We start from the raw sequence: 17,008 nt of genomic DNA on the forward strand, positions 1-17,008 counted from the left end.
AAAAGAGAGTCAACTTCCGAAGCGCTCGGTGCGGATGGAGACCTCGGGCACATTTAGCCCGGTGACCATATGAACGATGGACTCGACAAAGTCATTACGCCCGCAGATGAAAACCTGCGCAGATTCGGTCGCCACATCACCCAATTGCTGCAATGCCCAAGCAACATCGGCCTCATCAATGCGGCCAACGTGGTCCTGTGCGCGCGGGGCACAGGTATCCCGCGAGAGCGCCAGTCGGCTGCGAAACCGCGGCGTAAACGCTTCCCATCGCTGCAGGGTGGGCCAGAGCAACACTTCGTCCAGATGACGTGCGGCAACCAACAGCGTTGTATGCGCTTGGCTGTATGCACCCACGCGTTGCGCTGCCATGGACAAAAGGGGAACAACGCCAGATCCTCCCCCAATCAGCAAGGCTGGTCGTGTGTTCGACTCGTCAAGCACAAAATGACCACCAACCGGCCCGAGAATTTCAATCGTTTCGCCGTGCTGGGCCCCATCGTGAAACCAGGTGGATACTTCGCCATCGTCCAACCGCTCAATGCCCAGCTCATAGAGCCCGGTACGTTGAGGAGGTGAGAGGAGCGAATAGCTCCGTTGTGCCTGATAGCCATCTTCTGCTGTCAGTCGGACATCCAAATGCTGGCCCGGCCTCGGGCGAACCCATCTGTCAGGACGCAGCACCACCCGCATGACGCGTGGGGTCAGTGCCTGCAACGCTTCGATGCGTGCGGACTGCCAGCTCAGCCGTTGCTGACCAACGGCCTCATCCATAGCGCTCTTCCTTGAAAGGGTCGCCTCGCATGTGATAGCCCCGCAGTTCCCAGAACCCGGCCTCGTCGCGCTCGTTGAACTGCAGCGCATTGACCCACTTGGCCGACTTCCAGAAATAGAGATGCGGCACCAACAGGCGTGCCGGTCCCCCGTGCTCGGGCGCGAGCGGTCGGTCGTCGTAGTGCGTTGCGATCATTGCGCGCCCTTGTGTCAGATCGGCCAACGGCACGTTGGTGGAGTAGCCGTCCTGGGAATGCGCCAGCACCCAAGGCGTGGGCGCTTCCAGTCCGGCCGCCTGCAACAAGGTGTCCAACGTCACACCGCGCCAGCGGGTGTCGAATTTCGACCAGGTGGTAACGCAGTGGATGTCGACCACCTGCTCGGTCTGGGGCAGGGCCTGGAATTCGCTCCAGGTCCAAACGCGAACCGGCCGCACACCGACCTTCAAGGTCAAGCGCCAATCGCCAAGCGCCAAGGCTTTTGGGGTGGGGCCCGCAGTCAGCACGGGAAAACCTTCCGTCAGGGACTGTCCTGGCGGAAGTCGACCGCCGTGGTTGTGGACATCGCGATTGCGGCCGCTGAATGAGCGGTTGATGGGCATGGTGTGGGTCCTCCGGCTCACCCAGGACTTGCGGTCAAGGGCTTGCGTCGATCAATGATGGTGGGCAGGAACTCGGTGACCGTCGGGTGAACGGGCAATGCATCCCGGACCACCTTCCAGGTGCCGCCACTGGCCATCACCAGACCGATCGCCTGGATGATCTCGTCCGACTGGATCCCGAGCATGGTCGCTCCGAGGAAATGACCACTGTCCTCATCGATGAGGAGCTTGATCTTGCCCACGGTTTCGCCTTCTTCCTTCGCGCGACTGACGTCCTTCATGGCGTGAACCGCCTGGGAAATGCGTCGCCCTTCGGTCACGAGTTTTCGCGCGTCGGCCTCATAAAGACCGACGTGGGCCAGCGGAGGATCGGTAAACATGGCATAAATGCCGACGCGCGCGGCGGCGCTGCGTTGCCCTCCGGCCAGGTTCTCCGCCACGATGTCCTGATCGTGGTAGCTGGTGTGGGTAAAGGCCCCGCGCTGATTGATGTCACCCAGCGCCCAGATGCCGGGAACCGCGGTTTCGAGCCGGTCGTTGGTGACCAGGTAGCCTCGCGCACTGACCTCCAGGCCCACCGTTTCCAGGCCCAGACAGTCGGTGTTCGGTATTCGCCCGGTGGCCACCAGCAGGTGGCTGCCATCCACGCTGCGGCCACCAGCCAACTGCACCCGCACGCCAGCGTCGTTGTCCGCCTTGCCGACCCGCTCAATGCGCACGCCGGTGTTCACTTCGATGCCTTCCGCTGTCAGCATTCCGGTCACAGCGGCTGCAATGTCCTCGTCCTCGCGGGCCGTGAGGCGGGGCCCTGTTTCCAGAATGGCAACCTCACTTCCCAGCCGCCGAAAGATCTGAGCCATCTCCAGGCTGATGTATCCACCGCCGATGATCACCAGCCTGGACGGTAATTCACGCAGCGCCAACAGCCGTTCGTTGTCCAGGAACGGCAGCTCGTCCAGCCCAGGCACCGGCGGAACAAAGGGACGTGTGCCGGTGTTCAGCACCACCTTGGGCGCCACCAGCTGATGCTCGCCGGCCAGCACCACGAACTGTTCGCCGTCACGGCCCGCCAGGCGACCGCGCGCCTTGATGATGGTGAGTCCTTCCAACTGGCCCAGCCAGGCCTGCAGGCCAGAGCGAGCCTCCTCCACCCGGCGTTGCATGCGCTCCATCGCTGCCCTGAAGTTGACCTGGACCGACCCGGTTTGCACACCGAATTCGCTGGCCCGGCGCGCCATGTGAGCCACACGAGCCGACTTGCGTAGGGTCTTGGTTGGGGTGCAGCCCCGATTGACACAGGTACCACCCAGGTCACGCTCCTCGATGAGCGCCACCTTCATACCCCGGGCAACGAGTGTCGCGCCCAGAAAGGGACCGGCCTGACCGGCTCCGATCACGATCGCGTCGAACCTCTGTTCCCCGCTCATGGCCGCACCTCGACACCGCGCCAGAACGCCACCCTGCCGGTCACCGCCTCCGCACCAGCCTTGGGCGACGGGTAGTACCACGCCGCGTCAGCGTTCACGTCTTCGCCGACCACCACGTCGTAGTAGCTGGCCCGCCCCTTCCATGGACAGGTGGTGTGCGTATCGCTTGGTTTGAAATGTTCCGGGCGCAACGCGTCGAGTGGGAAATAGGCGTTGCCTTCAACTTCCACGATGTCATCGCTCTCAGCGATGGTGGTGCCTTTCCAGATGGCTCTCATGCTCCGTCTCCTTCGTTTGTGTGTGGTTGGGATCAGTCCCGAATCAGTGTGGTGGTGATCACCGGATGGTTCTCCAGCGTTCGATGCACGGGGCAACGATCGGCGATGCGCAACAGGTCCTGTCGCTGGCTTTCACTCAACGGTCCGCTCAGCAGGAGCTGCCGCGTGACGTGGTCAACCTGTCCCGAGCGATCCCCGCACTCCTGGCAATCGGTCGCGTGCGCGCGCTCATGACGCAACCTGACCTGGACATCCTTGAGCGCATAGCCTTTTCGCTTGGCGTACTGGCGCAATGTCATGGACGTGCAGGCGCCCAGCGACATCAGCAGAAGTTCATAAGGATCGGGCCCGCGTTCGCCACCACCCACTTCCTTTGGCTCATCGGCGTCGAGGTGGTGCGGACCTGCTCGCATCGATCGCCAGAAGGCGTGATCGTGCTCCCCCACCCACACCTCGCCCGCACGAAGGTCCGACGGCGCATCGTTTCGCTCGGCTCGCATCGGCAGAAACCGCGAGGCCCAGGCGCCAATCAGGTCAGCCGCATACTGCGCATCGGCCGGGCGCGTGAGCAGATGGTCCGCATCGTCCAGGCTGATGAAACTCTTAGGATGTCTGGCCGCCTTGAACAGGTCCTGTGCCTCGCCGATGTCCACCACCGCGTCACTTGGCGCGTGCATAACCAGCAAGGCCGCGCGAAGCCCCTTGACCGGGTTCTCGTGGGCTTGGGCCTGGAGCTCTTCAATGAAGGCCGGCGCGATCCTGAACGCCCGGCCGCCCAGGTCGACCTGGATCTGCCCATCCTCTTCGGACTTGGTCGGACCGAAGTGACGAAGCACATGGTCGGCCGTCGCGGGTGCGCCCAGCGTGCAAACCGCCCGTATGCCGTCGAGGCGGGCAGCCGCCGCGATGGCCGCCGTCCCCCCCAGGCTGTGTCCGACCAACAGTGCAGGCATGCCGATCGTGCTCTGCATCCAGTGCACCGCCGCCACAATGTCCGCCACGCTGGACGAAAAGCCACCGCGCCCGAAGTCGCCTTCGCTCTCGCCCAGACCGGTGAAATCAAAGCGCAGCGTGGCGATGCCCTGCTGAGCCAGCGCCCGGCTGATGCGGGTCGCGGCGAGAGAGTTCTTTCCGCAGGTAAAGCAGTGGGCAAACACCGCCAGGGCTTGTAACGGTGCATGGTCCGGGCGTTCCAAGACACCCACCAGCAGACCCTGGCTGCTGCCAGCGAAGCCTACCTTTTCGCTGCTCATGCTTTCTCCAGTGCCAGGGCGTTGATGCAGTAGCGCAGACCGCTGGGCTTGGGTCCGTCGGGAAACACGTGACCCAGGTGGGCGTCGCAGACGTTGCACGTCGTCTCCACCCGCACCATGCCGTGGCTGTTGTCTCCGTGATAGCCCACCAGACCCGGGGCAATGGCCTGCGTGAAGCTGGGCCAGCCGCTGCGGCTGTCATATTTGGTCGACGCATCGAATAGTTCAGTGCCGCAGCACACGCACCGGTAGATCCCGGGCGAAAACAGCGTACACATCGAGGAGCTGTGCGCCCGTTCGGTGCCCTTGAGCCGCGTGATTCGGAACTGCTCGGGCGTCAGCTGTTGGGCCCACTCGGCTTCGCTGCGCTCAACTCGGCGCGGTGGCGTCGGGTTGCCCGTTTCCACCAGTTGAATCACTCCTTTCCAAGTCAACATGTCGGGCCCAGGCTCCGGTGCCGCCGGTTCGTTTTCCAGCCGCTTGAGAAAGGTGACGAGCTTGTCGGCGTCGATTCGGAAATGGTTGTAGACCACTCTGCCATCGGGATCGATCAGAATGAACCAGGGTGTGCCGCCGTTGCGGTAGCGGCGCATCAGCTCCGAACCCGCGCCGTCCTGTTCGTCACCGGCGTCGTGCCCGAAGGGAATGCCCAGCGCGTAGCGGGCGTGATTGGCCAGCATGCGCTCCCAGGTGTTCGAACCGAAGTCCTCGAACACGGTCTGGACTGCGGCGAACCCGACGAAGTCGCTCCCCCGAAACGCGTCGACCACCCGGGCAAGCGCCGGAAAGCCGGTCGCATGGCACCCCGGGCAGGCGTCCTGAAAACAGAAGATGAGCTTGAACCGGCCGGGCATGCGGTCCAGGTCGAAGTGTTCCAGCGCCTGGCCCGACGCGTCCACCCACCGGGTCACACCCAGGGGAGCGGCCGCCTCGCCAAGGACACCGGGTTCCTGTTTCATTGTGGTCATGCGAAGTCTCCTTTCAGAAATCGTTGGGTACCCCAATCAGGTGCCGCAGAAGGTGCGGTGGGCTGCGGCCACTTCGGGCGAGGCCGGCAGCGTGAATGGCCGCGCGGACTCCACCGTCTCGTACGGCCGCCCCAGCACCGCCAGCAGGCGCTCGAACGGACCGAGGTCGGCCTCGTCCACGGCACTCGACAGCGCCGCCTCCACCTGGTGATTGCGCGGGATCACGAAGGGATTGACCGACCACGCCGTTGCGGCGCAGTCCTGCAAGGTCCTTCCCTCCCGGGCCATGCGCTGGCGCCAGCGCGCCAGCCAGTCCGAGAGCGCCGGGCGCTCCCGTCCGAACAGGTCGTGCAGTGCGGCATCCGGCCCCGTGATGGCGTCGGACAGGAGGCGGAACGCCAGCGTGAAGTCCACCTTTTCCCGCTGCAGCAGCTGCAGGAAGTCGTCCGCCAGGGCGCGGTCGTCCGGCTCTTCAGCGGCCAAGCCCAGCTTGGCGCGCAGCTGCCCGGTCCAATGCCGGTCAAAGCGCACGGCAAACCCGGCCACCACCTGTTCCACCCGTTCCACGACGTCGATATCGCGGGCGTCCAGAACCGGCAGCAACGCTTCGGCCAGACGGGCCAGGTTCCATTGCGCCATGGCCGGCTGCTGGCCGTAGGCATATCGCCCCTGACGGTCGATCGAGCTGAACACCGTGGCCGGATCGAAACCCTCCATGAACGCACACGGACCATAGTCGATGGTCTCGCCCGAGATGCTCATGTTGTCGGTGTTCATCACCCCGTGGATGAAGCCCACGCCCATCCAGCGTGCAATCAGCTGCGCCTGCCGCTCACAGACGGCCTCCAGCATCGGAATGGGCTTGTCGGAAAGCTTGGCGAGGGCGGGGTCATGCCGCGCCACGGCATAGTCGAGCAGCCGCCGAAGCATCACCTCCTCCTCCCGCGCCGCGAAGAACTCAAAAGTGCCCACCCGCAAGTGGCTGGCCGCCACGCGCACCAAGATCGCCCCGGGGGGCGAGCCCTCGCGGTTCACCCGCTCACCGGTCCGGATCACCGCCAGCGCACGCGTCGTGGGAATGCCCAACGCGTGCATGGCCTCGCCCATGAGGTACTCGCGCAGCGCCGGGCCCAGTGCCGCCTTGCCATCGCCACGGCGCGAAAACGGCGTACGGCCCGACCCCTTGAGGGCCAGGTCCCGACGCTGTCCTGCCGTGTCGATGAGTTCCCCGAGCAGCAAGGCGCGGCCATCCCCCAAGTGTGGCGAGAACTGGCCGAACTGGTGCCCCGCGTAGGCCTGCGCCAGCGGCGCCGCCTCAGCCGGCATTTCCACGCCGGACAGCCACGCCAGACCGGTCGCAGACTTCAGCACCGCCGGTTCCAGCCCCAGCTCCAGCGCCAGGGCGTCGTTGAACTGCACCCAGGCCGGGGCCGGGGACGGCTCGGGCTTCCAAGGCACATAGAACCCCTGCATGTCCCGGAAGAAGCTGTTGTCAAACGGCAGCCGAAACGCCGGGCCCGTCCCCGGCGTCTTCGGCTCCGACACGGACTTTGGTGTGGAAGCACGCATGGCTTCAGGCCGCCTTGAGACCATCGTTCGAAGCGCCGAACGCCCCGATCAGCTGCCGCTCGTCGAGCTCGAAGTCGCTGTAGAGCACCTCATCCAGCGGATCGATCACCAAAAACCACGGCGTGCCCCGCGTCCCGTAGTCGGCCATGAGCGACGACGCCCGTCCGATCGCAGGGTCGTGTCCGAAAGGAATGTTCAAGCCGTAGCGCAGCTGCGTCTCGCGCAGGCGCTCGAAGGTGTTGGACTCGACGCCCTCGAACACGGTCTGCACCGCGGCAAACGCGAAGCCGCGATCACCCAACGCCTTGATCAGCTTCTGCAGGGTCGGAAAGCCATGGCTGTGGCAGCCCGGACACCAGTGCTGGAAGCAGAAGATCACTTTGAACCCGTCGCCCAGATCGGCCAGCTTCAGCGGTGCCATGCTGCGCCCTTCGCCGTCGATCCACCACGGCACCCGCAGCTCGGGCGCCCGTTGAATGCACTGGGATTGCATCACCATCTCCTCAGGAAGAAAACAGACACACCGGGTCGGCCCGCCCGCTGGCGCGCCGACCCCCACCGTTCTTGAGCGTTGACCGTCAGCCGATCTCGCGGCGCGGCAGCTTCCAGCCCGCGCGGGGGTAGTGACAGGTGTAGCCGTTGGGGTGCTTGACCAGGTAGTCCTGATGCTCGGGCTCGGCCTCCCAGAACGGCCCCGCGGGCGCGAGCTCGGTGACCACCTTGCCCGGCCACAAACCCGAGGCATTCACATCGGCAATGGTTTGCTGCGCCGTGGCCAGCTGCTCGTCCGAGGTGTAGAAGATGGCCGAACGGTAGGAGCTGCCGCGGTCATTGCCCTGGCGCCCCGGGGTGCTCGGATCGTGGATCTGGAAGAAGAACTCCAGCAGGTCGCGAAAGCTCGTCTGCGTGGGGTCGAACTCCACCTCCAACGCCTCGGCGTGGGTGCCGTGGTTGCGGTAGGTGGCGTTGGGCACATCGCCGCCGCTGTAGCCCACACGGGTGCGCAACACGCCAGGCAGCTTGCGCACCAGGTCCTGCATGCCCCAGAAACAACCGCCGGCCAGGACTGCTTTTTCGCTCGGGTTCATCGTGATCTCCTTCAAAGTTCTGCCTCAAGGCATTGAACCTGAAGTCGGGTCCGTTCGGCACAGCACAACGGCATTCGGCGTCCGCATCACGCCACCGATCGTCCAGAACCAGGGCGCGATGGACCTACGGCTGACTCAGATGCTCCATCTGCCAAGCGCTGGGCGATTGCCCCGAGGCCCGTTGAAACGCTCGCGCGAATGCGGTGGCATTACCGTAGCCCACCTGAGAGGCCACCGCCTTCACTGCCTGCCCTTGCGCGAGTAGGTTGCGGGCAACCGCCATGCGCCAGTGGGTCAAGTAGGTCAACGGCGGTATGCCCACCACCTGGACAAAGCGCAGGGCAAAGGCAGACCGGGACAGGTGCGCCAGCTCCGCCATGCTGTCAAGCGTCCAGTCGTGCTCTGGCGATTCGTGCAGCATGGACAGCACCACACCCAGACGGCTGTCGACCATGGCCTCCAGCACACCGCCGGACAGCAGTTGCCGATCAATCAGGTGACGCACAAGCACCACGAAGGTGTATTGCAGCAGGCGGTCGATCGCTGCCCGATAACCAAAAGCACGTGCCTCGGCCTCCTCGAACAGCAGCTCTACCGGTCGCTGCAGCGATGACGTGGCGGTCAAGTCAATCACCGTGACGTCCGGCAAGATCATGTCCAGCGGCGGCGCCAATTCACTGAGGGTGGCGCACATCAGGTCCACCCCCTGCGGCCCTGAGCCCTGAACCCAGTGCTCCAACGCGCGGGGAAGCAACAGCACGCTGGGCGCCCGCACGTTCAGCGGCGCAAAGCCCTTGCGCGTCAGTTGCAGCTCGCCGCGACTCAGCAGGTGCATCGTCCCCTGCTTGAGGCCGTCAGCCTCGGATCCCTGCGTCAGGGTACAGAGATTTCCCGAGAAAAACATGCGCGCCGTGGGAGTGAACCGTAACAGCTGGTTCAGCAGAGAGGCGTTCGGCAAGGGAGTGCTTTGGTTCAAGCGCGTGACACCTGTTGTGGGTTAGACCTTGATTATCTTGGAGCTTCCGCCTCTCCTTAGCCCGCATTTCTCACAGATAGGAGGCGCATCGCGGCCGGAAATATGAGAAAGTTGTTTTGCGAGAACGACTTAACCATACTCCGGAGGAATCCGCGATGCCGACACAGTGTACCGGACGAAGTCCAGGTGCGGAGCGTATTGAGGGCCGCCAGGTGGCGGTTGATTTCGACGGAGGGCAGATCAGCTCGGATGCGGGCGCGCTGTTGCTGCGCGAGGTCGATCGCACGTTGCGACTGACCGAACGGGTGGCGGCCTGCTTCGAGGATGGGCGCGATCCGGAGCTGATCGAACACACCGTGCACACGCTGGTGATGCAACGGATCGTGGGGATCGCGCTCGGCTACGAGGACCTGAACGACCACGACCAGTTGCGCCGTGACCCGGTGCTGGCTACGCTGGCTGGCAAGCTCAGCGCTCGGCGCAAGGGCTGCGAGCCTCTGGCGGGCAAGTCGACCTTGAACCGGCTCGAACATGCCCCCGACACCAAGGACGGTTCGCGCTATCACAAGATTGCTCACGATCCGGCGGCCTTCGAGTCGCTGTTCGTCGCGTGCTTCATCGAGGCGCACGAGCAGGCACCTGACGAGATCATCCTCGATCTGGACGCCACCGACGACCCGCTGCACGGCCAGCAGGAAGGGCGCTTCTTCCATGGCTACTACGGCGGTTACTGCTACTTGCCGCTGTACATCTTCTGCGGCCGACATCTGCTCGCCGCCAAGCTGCGCCGGGCCAACACGGATGCCTCGGCGGGCAGCATCGATGAACTCGAACGCATCGTCACCCAGATCCGCCGCCACTGGCCGAAGGTGCGCATCGTGCTGCGTGCCGACTCGGGCTTTGCGCGCGATGCCTTGATGAGTTGGTGCGAGGAGACGCACATCGACTTCGTCTTCGGGCTGGCCAAGAACGACCGACTCAAGGCCCAGATCGACACCGAGATGAGCGAGGCGCAGGCCGAATGCACCCAGACCGGCAAGCCCGCACGGCGGTTTCGTGACTTCACCTACCGCACGCTGGACAGCTGGTCGTGCAGCCGACGAGTCGTCGGCAAGGCCGAGCAACTGCCGGGCAAGGCCAATCCGCGCTTCATCGTCACCACCCTGGACGCCCAGCGCTTGCCAGCACGCGAACTGTATGAGGCGCTGTACTGCGCCCGCGGCGAAATGGAGAACCGGATCAAGGAGTGCCAGCTTCATCTGTTCGCCGATCGCACCTCGACGGCGACGATGCGGGCCAATCAGCTGCGGCTGTGGTTCGCCTCCTTTGCCTACGTGATGCTCGAAGCGCTGCGTCGCATTGGGCTGGCCGGCACCGAACTGGCCGATGCCACCTGCGAGAGCCTGCGCCTGAAACTGCTCAAGATCGGCGCACGGGTCAAGATCAGCGTGCGCCGCATCCACGTCAGCATGGCCAGCAGTCATCCGTTCCAGACCACCTGGCGCCTGGCCCAGGCCAGACTCGCCCCCGGCTGATCCGCCACGCCACCATGGCCCTGCTGATCCGATCGCGCTCCCGTTCGCGCGAGGCGGTCTCATGCCCGAACAGCGCCGCTTGCCCCCTCAACGCACCTGGCCGCTCGCAGAACCTCACCCGCCTGCCCTCGATTGGCCGCTCGCGGGCCTGAACCCTCGCGGTCACGGCGACGCGTGAAGCAAAAAGCCGCGCCACCGGGGGCCGAACCGTGAGGGTGTGAGAAATGCGGGTTAGAATGACTGCATGCCCCCCCCGTCCCTTTCGTCCAGCATCTCTCGACACCACCAAGCTCCCGCAGAAATAGAGGGCCAGGCGCTCAGGACGTCAAACTTCCTGCGCCAGATCATCGAGAAAGACCTCGAGACGGGCACCTACGCCCAGCGTCAGTGGGGAGGTGGCCCGGGTGATGCCGCCTTCCACGCCGCTGGCCAGCCCGACCCGGCCAAGATCCGTACCCGCTTCCCGCCCGAGCCCAACGGCTACCTGCACGTGGGCCACGCCAAGAGCATCTGCCTGAACTTCGGCCTGGCGCGCGACTACGGCGGCGTCTGCCACATGCGCTTTGACGACACCAACCCCGAGAAGGAAGAGAAGGAGTACGTGGACTCCATCCTCGACGCGGTGCAGTGGCTGGGCTTCAACTGGGAATCCAGCTTCAACGGCAAACAAGAGAGCCACCTGTACTACGCGTCGAACTACTTCGACTTCATGTACCGCGCGGCCGAATACCTGATCACCGCCGGCCACGCCTATGTGGACGAACAGACCGCCGAAGAAATGCGCGTCAACCGCGGCGACTTCGGCAAGCCCGGCGTGGACAGCCCCTTCCGCACCCGCACGCCCGACGAGAACCTGGCCCGCTTCCGCGAAATGCGCGACGGCAAGCTCGCCGACGGCGCCGCCGTGCTGCGCGCCAGGATCGACATGGCCTCGCCCAACATCAACATGCGCGACCCGGCGATCTACCGCATCCGCCGCGCCACGCACCACAACACGGGCGACGCCTGGTGCATCTACCCGATGTACACCTTCGCGCACCCCATCGAGGACGCGCTGGAGCAGATCACCCACTCCATAGCCACGCTGGAATTCGAAGACCAGCGCCCCTTCTACGACTGGCTGATGGAGCGCCTCATCGAAGGCGGCCTGCTCAAGGCCCCGCCGCCGCGGCAGTACGAATTTGCGCGCCTGAACCTGACCTACGTCATCACCAGCAAGCGCAAGCTGGCGCAGCTGGTGAACGAGAAGAAAGTCAGCGGCTGGGACGACCCGCGCATGCCCACCATCGTCGGCCTGCGCCGCCGCGGCTACACGCCCGAGGCCATCCAGCTATTTGCCGAACGCATCGGCGTCACCAAGAGCGATTCCTGGATCGACTACAGCACGCTCGACGGCTGCCTGCGCGAGGACCTGGAAAACAAGGCCCACCGCGGCATGGCCGTGCTCGACCCCGTCAAGCTGGTGCTCACCAACTGGGCCGAAGTGTTCGGCTCGGACGGCTACACCGAAGACTGCACCCAGCCCGCCCTGCCCCACTCGGCAATAGCCGAAGGGCAAACGCCCCCGCCCGACCGCGTGTTCAAGATCGGCAAGGACGTGTGGATCGAACGCGAAGACTTTGAAGAAGTGCCGCCCAAGGGCTACAAGCGCCTGTTTCCCGGCAACGTGGTGCGCCTCAAAGGCGGCTACGTCATCGAATGCTCGGGTTGCGCCAAAGACGCGGACGGCAAGGTGACCGAAGTGCACGCCAAAGTGATCGCCGGCACCAAGAGCGGCACCCCCGGCGCCGACAGCGTCAAGGCCAAAGCCGCCATCACCTGGGTGGGCGCAGCCGACGGCGTGAGCGCCGAAGTGCGCCTTTACGACCGCCTGTTCACCGACCCGCAACCCGACGCGGGCGGCAAGAACTTCCTGGACGCGCTGAACCCCGACAGCCTGAAGGTGGTGACGGCGGTCGTGGAACCCTCACTGGCCGCAGCGAAGCCGGACCAGAAGTTCCAGTTTGAGCGCCACGGCTACTTTGTGGCCGACCGTGCGGACCATGGGGTGGGCGGGAAGGTAGTGTTCAACCGAGTGACGGGGTTGAAGGACGGCCGGAGTTGATCACTAATCCCACACTATGCTTGCTTGATGCTCCGTACAAATCGCTTGTGTTGATGACGCCGTCCGAGGATACCGAACCGTTCGGTTACAGAGAGAGCCGGCATGATGAACGCCGAATGGGCAGGAGCATGTCGTGAAGAAGAGCAAATTCGCCGAGGAGCAAATCGCTTTTGCCCTCAAACAAGCTGAGCAGGGTACCCGAGTGGAGGAGGTCTGTCGCAAGTTAGGCATCAGCTAGGAGACCTTCTACGTCTGGAATAAGCGTTACGGCGGAGTTGGTCCTTCCGAGTTGCGCCGCTTGCGCTAGCTGGAGGAAGAAAACCGCAAGCTCAAGCAGATCGTGGCCGATCTGAGCCTGGACAAGGCCATACTGCAGGCGGTGGTCGAAAAAGCTCTGTGGCTCTCCCTGCGACGCGAGTTGGTGCCCGAGTGTTGATTTCCACCGAATCCTGACCCACCGTTTCCATCCAATATTGACCCACCCTGGATAGTGCCCTGCAGGGCTCACGGTGTGGATAACTTCTTCGGTTTGGACTCCTTCTTGAGGGGTTGAGCGGAGCTGTTTTTGAACCGGTAGCTGTCGTTGCCGGTTTCAAGGATATGGCAGTGGTGCGTGAGGCGGTCCAGGAGCGCGGTGGTCATCTTGGCATCGCCGAACACGCTGGCCCATTCGCTGAAGCTCAGGTTCGTCGTGATGACCACGCTGGTGCGCTCGTAGAGCTTGCTGAGCAGGTGGAACAGCAAGGCACCACCTGAAGCACTGAAGGGCAGATAGCCCAACTCGTCGAGTACCACCATGTCCATATGGGCCAGGCGGTGAGCCATCTGTCCGCTTTTGTTGCAGACCTTCTCTTGATCGAGCAAGTTGACCAGCTCGACCGTGGAGAAGAAGCGCACCCGGCGCCGATGGTGCTCGACGGCCTGCACCCCGATGGCACTGGCCAAGTGCGTCTTGCCAGTGCCAGGGCCACCGACCAGCACCACGTTCTCAGCCCTCTCCATGAACTCGCAGCGGTGCAGCTGTCGCACCAGGGTCTCGTTCACCTCGCTGCTGCTGAAGTCAAAGCCTGCCAAGTCCCGGTACGCCGGTAGCTTGGCCTGTTTGAGCTGGTAGGCCACGGCACGCACTTCTCGCTCGGCTGTCTCGGCTTTGAGCAACTGCGAGAGCATCGACTGCGCGGCCTCGAAGGCTGGCGCGCCTTGCTCGGCCAACTCTGAGACGGCCTGCGCCATGCCGAACATCTTGAGTTCGCGCAGCATGATGACGATGGCTGCAACGGCGGGGTCATGACGCATGGCGCACCTTCCCTTCCGACGCACGCAGGTCGTCATAGCGGCTCACGTTGGCCAGCGGTTCGTGAACCAGGCGCAGCGCCTGCGGTGCGGTCACTGGTGGTGGCGCGGCCTTGCTGTCGAGCAGCCGGTGCAACACATTGAGTACATGCATCTTGGTCGGCACGCCGGCCTCCAGTGCCAGCTCGACGGCGGTCAGCACCGCCTGTTCTTCGTGGTGCAGCACCAGTGCCAACACCTCGACCATCTCGCGGTCACCACCGGGCTGCTTGAGCAGAGCGGCCTGCAGTTGCCGGAAGGCCGCTGGCAGTTCGGCGAACGGGGCGCCGTTGCGCAGCGCTCCGGGCTTGCGTTGCAGCACCGCTAGGTAATGGCGCCAGTCGTAGACGGTGTGGCCTGCGCTGTCGTGGCGGCGGTCGATGACGCGCGGGTGCTCGCAGAGCAGTTGACCCTCGGCCGCCACCACAATCCGCTGGGCATAGACGCGCAGGCTCACCGGGCGGTTGGCGAAAGAGGCCGGCACGCTGTAGCGAACACGCTCGAAGGTCACCAGGCATGTGGGCGAGACGCGCTTGGTGTACTCCACAAAGCCATCGAAGGGGCGTGGCAGCGGCATCAGAAGTGCCCGCTCCTGCATCCAGACGTCCGCGACGGTGCCCGGCAGTTTGCCGTGGTCAATCTCGTGCCACAGGGTCATGCAACGCGCCTCCAGCCAGTCGTTCAAGGCCGCCAGCGTGACGAAGGCTGGCACGTGCTGCCAGAGCCGGTGGCGCGCATCGCGCACATTCTTCTCGACCTGGCCCTTCTCCCAGCCTGAGGCCGGATTGCAGAACTGCGCCTCGAACAGGAAGTGGCTGACCATGGCACCAAAGCGCGCGTTCACGTCGCGTTCCTTGCCACGGCGAACCTTGTCAACGGCGGTCTTCATGTTGTCGTAGATGCCGCGTCTGGGTACGCCGCCGAGCACGCGGAACGCGTGGTTGTGGGCGTCGAACAGCATCTCGTGCGTTTGCAGCAGGTAGGCCCGAACAATGAAGGCGCGGCTGTGGCTGAGCTTGGTGTGGGCCACCTGCAGCTTTGTGCGCTCGCCGGCGACGACGGCCCAGTCTTCGCTCCAGTCGAACTGGAACGCCTCACCAGCGCCAAAGACCAGTGGCACGAAGGTGCCGCGGCCGGTGGTCCGCTCTGCTTCCTGCCGTTTGGCCTGCCAGTCGCGAGCGAAGGCGGCCACGCGGTTGTAAGAACCGTCGTAACCCAGCGCTGCCAAGTCGGCATGCATCTGTTTGACCGTTCGCCGCTGCTTGCGCGACTTGCCGGTCTCGGTCTTGAGCCAGCCTGCCAGTTTGTCTGCGAAGGGGTCGAGCTTGCTGGGGCTCACGCGCTTGGCATAGCGCGGCTCGACCGCATCGGCCCGAAGGTACTTCTTGATGGTGTTTCGAGACAGGCCGGTACGGCGCGCTATCTCGCGCAGGGACAGATGCTCTCGCAGTGCCCAACGCCTGATGACACTCAATGTCGCCACGTCAATCACTCCTGTACTCCTGCCACTAAAAGCAGCAGGTTAGGGTTCTTACGTGTCGCATCCCGGATGATTGCGTAGACCCCAGGAGATATCCGTTGCTGGCCGCGCGCGAGGCGATGCGCCAGTTGGTGGATGATCTGCTGGGTCGTTCAATCCTCGCCCCGGGAGCCTTCTCATGATGATTGCGCTGCACAAGAACGCTCGCACCACCCCAGCGATTCGAGCCGAGATTGCCGCCAGCGGCGACAGTGCGGCGGCCCTTGCCCAGCGCTTTGGCATCACCGAGGCAACGGTTTACAAGTGGAAGAAGCGCACCAGCGTGCACGACGCATCCCACACACCGCACCGGCTGCAGACCACCCTCACGCCCGCGCAAGAACGTGTGGTGGTTGAACTGCGCCGCACCTTGCTGCTGCCCCTGGATGACCTGCTGGCGGTCACCCGCGAGTTCATCTGCCCCAAGGCCACCCGCTCGGGCCTGGATCGCTGTTTGCGCCGCCACGGCGTGGGCAACCTGGGCGACCTCAAACCCGCGCAGCCCGCGCCGGTGAGCGAGACGTTCAAGGCCTACGAGCCGGGCTACCTGCACGTGGACCTGAAGTACCTGCCGCAGATGCAGGACGAGAACAGCCGGCGTTACCTGTTCGTGGCCATCGACCGCGCCACCCGCTGGGTGTTCGTGCAGATCAAGAAGAACAAGACGGCGGCCAGCGCCAAGGCGTTTCTCAATGGGGTTCTAAGCCGGAACCGCCGAAAATTCCGTCAGCCGATCAACGTGGCTTGTCCCGCGCCCGGTCGATGGGGTAGACCCAACAGTCGTGTCACTAGCCGCCATTTCGATCACGGCAATGCCAGCCGGACGTCACGTCCAGATTGTTCCGGTCTGGATGAGGCCGACTGACGTCTCGGATGACGGGTGGCATACAACTGCTGTGAGTCCTGCAGGGGGGCAGCTGCCTGACCGGACGGCGAGCATCAGCCCATCTCATGTATTAGTCATGTCAGCTTTGACACTGCGCACGCGACGGCACCCGACCCGTTGCAGACCCCCAGACATATGGAAAGCTGACGCTCAACGTGGAGTTAGCCGGCGCGGCGCGGCTTCATCGCGCAGCGTCCGTGTTGATGGATGGGTTAGAACTCTCTGGGGCACACATTTGAGAAAGACTATTTTTCAGCCAACGCAAAACCCGCGTTGCCAGATGCAACCACTGAGACAAATACAAACGGCACTGGACTAGTATTTAGAGCGCCATGCACTTGGCCAGGTTTTGCTATGGCAATATCTCCAGCCTTTAGATGAGCGACTTTGCCGCCTCCTTGGTAATACTCAGCCTCTCCAGAGATAACCGTCCAAGTATCTTGGCCGTCCGGGTGAACATGAGCGGTTATTTCTTGCCCAGGATGGGCATGCCAAACAACAACTGCTGAGTCCTTGGTTTCCAGAACCACTGAACGAATTGGTTCGCCGTCAGACGGACGAATATATTCTGTTACCGAAAATATTCTTGATTCCATTTCCATATCCACTCCAAAAATCAATTTGGCTTGAGAAGTTATTACAGAACAACTGTATCCGAGAGTTCTACGTTGCCGATAACCGGCCCGAAACGGCGGCGCAAC

16 protein-coding genes and 1 pseudogene are annotated in these 17,008 nt (G+C 63.8%); 4 read left to right on the plus strand and 13 right to left on the minus strand.

The genetic code is table 11. The features are described from left to right. Positions 1–9 precede the first annotated feature (9 nt). The 10 genes from ACM1PE_RS25065 to ACM1PE_RS25110 form a co-directional block, all read right to left on the minus strand. Positions 10–771: an FAD-binding oxidoreductase gene (locus ACM1PE_RS25065; RefSeq protein ID WP_008647299.1), complete on the minus strand. Its 762-nt coding sequence runs from the start codon at positions 769–771 to the stop codon at positions 10–12. Beyond that, positions 764–1,372 carry a sulfite oxidase-like oxidoreductase gene (locus tag ACM1PE_RS25070; protein WP_008647302.1) on the minus strand — a complete coding sequence of 203 codons (609 nt, stop codon included), beginning with the start codon at positions 1,370–1,372 and terminating at the stop codon, positions 764–766. The genes ACM1PE_RS25065 and ACM1PE_RS25070 overlap by 8 nt, the downstream gene beginning before the upstream one ends. A gap of 17 nt (positions 1,373–1,389) precedes the next feature. After that, positions 1,390–2,799 (minus strand): mercuric reductase, encoded by a 1,410-nt coding sequence (locus tag ACM1PE_RS25075; RefSeq protein ID WP_008647310.1) that lies wholly within the window; start codon positions 2,797–2,799, stop codon positions 1,390–1,392. Continuing rightward, positions 2,796–3,077: a DUF427 domain-containing protein gene (locus ACM1PE_RS25080; protein ID WP_008647312.1), complete on the minus strand. Its 282-nt coding sequence runs from the start codon at positions 3,075–3,077 to the stop codon at positions 2,796–2,798. The genes ACM1PE_RS25075 and ACM1PE_RS25080 overlap by 4 nt, the downstream gene beginning before the upstream one ends. A gap of 32 nt (positions 3,078–3,109) precedes the next feature. After that, positions 3,110–4,330, minus strand: a complete 1,221-nt coding sequence (locus tag ACM1PE_RS25085) for a bifunctional alpha/beta hydrolase/OsmC family protein (protein WP_008647313.1) — start codon at positions 4,328–4,330, stop codon at positions 3,110–3,112. After that, on the minus strand, positions 4,327–4,767 hold the full coding sequence (msrB, locus tag ACM1PE_RS25090; RefSeq protein ID WP_034054008.1) for a peptide-methionine (R)-S-oxide reductase MsrB: 441 nt from the start codon (positions 4,765–4,767) through the stop codon (positions 4,327–4,329). The genes ACM1PE_RS25085 and msrB overlap by 4 nt, the downstream gene beginning before the upstream one ends. A gap of 567 nt (positions 4,768–5,334) precedes the next feature. Beyond that, a complete protein-coding gene (locus ACM1PE_RS25095; protein WP_008647315.1) occupies positions 5,335–6,867 on the minus strand; it encodes a protein adenylyltransferase SelO in 1,533 nt (510 codons plus the stop codon). A gap of 4 nt (positions 6,868–6,871) precedes the next feature. Next, positions 6,872–7,360: a peroxiredoxin family protein gene (locus tag ACM1PE_RS25100; protein WP_008647316.1), complete on the minus strand. Its 489-nt coding sequence runs from the start codon at positions 7,358–7,360 to the stop codon at positions 6,872–6,874. Positions 7,361–7,445: 85 nt separating this feature from the next. Further along, positions 7,446–7,955 carry a peptide-methionine (S)-S-oxide reductase MsrA gene (gene msrA, locus ACM1PE_RS25105; protein WP_008652077.1) on the minus strand — a complete coding sequence of 170 codons (510 nt, stop codon included), beginning with the start codon at positions 7,953–7,955 and terminating at the stop codon, positions 7,446–7,448. Positions 7,956–8,079: 124 nt separating this feature from the next. Beyond that, complete coding sequence (locus tag ACM1PE_RS25110; RefSeq protein ID WP_052157284.1) at positions 8,080–8,931, minus strand: AraC family transcriptional regulator; 852 nt, start codon at positions 8,929–8,931, stop codon at positions 8,080–8,082. A 155-nt stretch (positions 8,932–9,086) separates the two neighbouring features. Between ACM1PE_RS25110 and ACM1PE_RS25115 the strand changes: the two genes are divergently transcribed. The 3 genes and pseudogenes from ACM1PE_RS25115 to ACM1PE_RS25125 all read left to right on the plus strand — a co-directional run. Continuing rightward, the gene (locus ACM1PE_RS25115) at positions 9,087–10,466 is read left to right on the plus strand and encodes an IS1380 family transposase (protein ID WP_419341329.1); all 1,380 of its coding nucleotides are present in this window, start codon (positions 9,087–9,089) and stop codon (positions 10,464–10,466) included. Between the two features lie 244 nt (positions 10,467–10,710). Then, positions 10,711–12,570: a glutamine--tRNA ligase/YqeY domain fusion protein gene (locus tag ACM1PE_RS25120; protein ID WP_419341331.1), complete on the plus strand. Its 1,860-nt coding sequence runs from the start codon at positions 10,711–10,713 to the stop codon at positions 12,568–12,570. 133 nt (positions 12,571–12,703) lie between these two features. Continuing rightward, positions 12,704–12,994, plus strand: a pseudogene (locus ACM1PE_RS25125) (transposase); the annotation flags it as partial. A gap of 80 nt (positions 12,995–13,074) precedes the next feature. On the opposite strand, the gene istB reads toward ACM1PE_RS25125, so the two are convergent. Together istB and istA are read right to left on the minus strand one after the other, a co-directional pair. Beyond that, positions 13,075–13,866, minus strand: coding sequence for an IS21-like element helper ATPase IstB (istB, locus tag ACM1PE_RS25130; RefSeq protein ID WP_123676618.1), 792 nt, complete (start codon positions 13,864–13,866; stop codon positions 13,075–13,077). Next, positions 13,856–15,394 (minus strand): IS21 family transposase, encoded by a 1,539-nt coding sequence (istA, locus tag ACM1PE_RS25135; RefSeq protein ID WP_419341334.1) that lies wholly within the window; start codon positions 15,392–15,394, stop codon positions 13,856–13,858. Before istA ends, istB begins: the two co-directional genes overlap by 11 nt. Positions 15,395–15,560: 166 nt before the next feature. Between istA and ACM1PE_RS25140 the strand changes: the two genes are divergently transcribed. Then, positions 15,561–16,286 (plus strand): hypothetical protein, encoded by a 726-nt coding sequence (locus ACM1PE_RS25140; protein WP_419341336.1) that lies wholly within the window; start codon positions 15,561–15,563, stop codon positions 16,284–16,286. 266 nt (positions 16,287–16,552) lie between these two features. Here ACM1PE_RS25140 and ACM1PE_RS25145 read toward each other — a convergent pair whose 3' ends face one another. Further along, positions 16,553–16,909 (minus strand): cupin domain-containing protein, encoded by a 357-nt coding sequence (locus ACM1PE_RS25145; RefSeq protein ID WP_012435589.1) that lies wholly within the window; start codon positions 16,907–16,909, stop codon positions 16,553–16,555. Positions 16,910–17,008 lie beyond the last annotated feature (99 nt).

The sequence above is a fragment of the Achromobacter sp. PD1 genome (assembly GCF_048541815.1).
Classification (GTDB): Bacteria; Pseudomonadota; Gammaproteobacteria; order Burkholderiales; family Burkholderiaceae_B; genus Achromobacter; species Achromobacter bronchisepticus_A.

What these genes read in the sequence shown, in the direction of transcription:
- ACM1PE_RS25065 (WP_008647299.1), bottom strand. Translation starts at nt 771, where the DNA reads ATGGATGAGGCCGTTGGTCAGCAACGGCTGAGCTGGCAGTCCGCACGC.
- ACM1PE_RS25070 (WP_008647302.1), bottom strand. Translation starts at nt 1,372, where the DNA reads ATGCCCATCAACCGCTCATTCAGCGGCCGCAATCGCGATGTCCACAAC.
- ACM1PE_RS25075 (WP_008647310.1), bottom strand. Translation starts at nt 2,799, where the DNA reads ATGAGCGGGGAACAGAGGTTCGACGCGATCGTGATCGGAGCCGGTCAG.
- ACM1PE_RS25080 (WP_008647312.1), bottom strand. Translation starts at nt 3,077, where the DNA reads ATGAGAGCCATCTGGAAAGGCACCACCATCGCTGAGAGCGATGACATC.
- ACM1PE_RS25085 (WP_008647313.1), bottom strand. Translation starts at nt 4,330, where the DNA reads ATGAGCAGCGAAAAGGTAGGCTTCGCTGGCAGCAGCCAGGGTCTGCTG.
- msrB (WP_034054008.1), bottom strand. Translation starts at nt 4,767, where the DNA reads ATGTTGACTTGGAAAGGAGTGATTCAACTGGTGGAAACGGGCAACCCG.
- ACM1PE_RS25095 (WP_008647315.1), bottom strand. Translation starts at nt 6,867, where the DNA reads ATGCGTGCTTCCACACCAAAGTCCGTGTCGGAGCCGAAGACGCCGGGG.
- ACM1PE_RS25100 (WP_008647316.1), bottom strand. Translation starts at nt 7,360, where the DNA reads ATGCAATCCCAGTGCATTCAACGGGCGCCCGAGCTGCGGGTGCCGTGG.
- msrA (WP_008652077.1), bottom strand. Translation starts at nt 7,955, where the DNA reads ATGAACCCGAGCGAAAAAGCAGTCCTGGCCGGCGGTTGTTTCTGGGGC.
- ACM1PE_RS25115 (WP_419341329.1), top strand. Translation starts at nt 9,087, where the DNA reads ATGCCGACACAGTGTACCGGACGAAGTCCAGGTGCGGAGCGTATTGAG.
- ACM1PE_RS25120 (WP_419341331.1), top strand. Translation starts at nt 10,711, where the DNA reads ATGCCCCCCCCGTCCCTTTCGTCCAGCATCTCTCGACACCACCAAGCT.
- istB (WP_123676618.1), bottom strand. Translation starts at nt 13,866, where the DNA reads ATGCGTCATGACCCCGCCGTTGCAGCCATCGTCATCATGCTGCGCGAA.
- ACM1PE_RS25140 (WP_419341336.1), top strand. Translation starts at nt 15,561, where the DNA reads ATGATGATTGCGCTGCACAAGAACGCTCGCACCACCCCAGCGATTCGA.
- ACM1PE_RS25145 (WP_012435589.1), bottom strand. Translation starts at nt 16,909, where the DNA reads ATGGAAATGGAATCAAGAATATTTTCGGTAACAGAATATATTCGTCCG.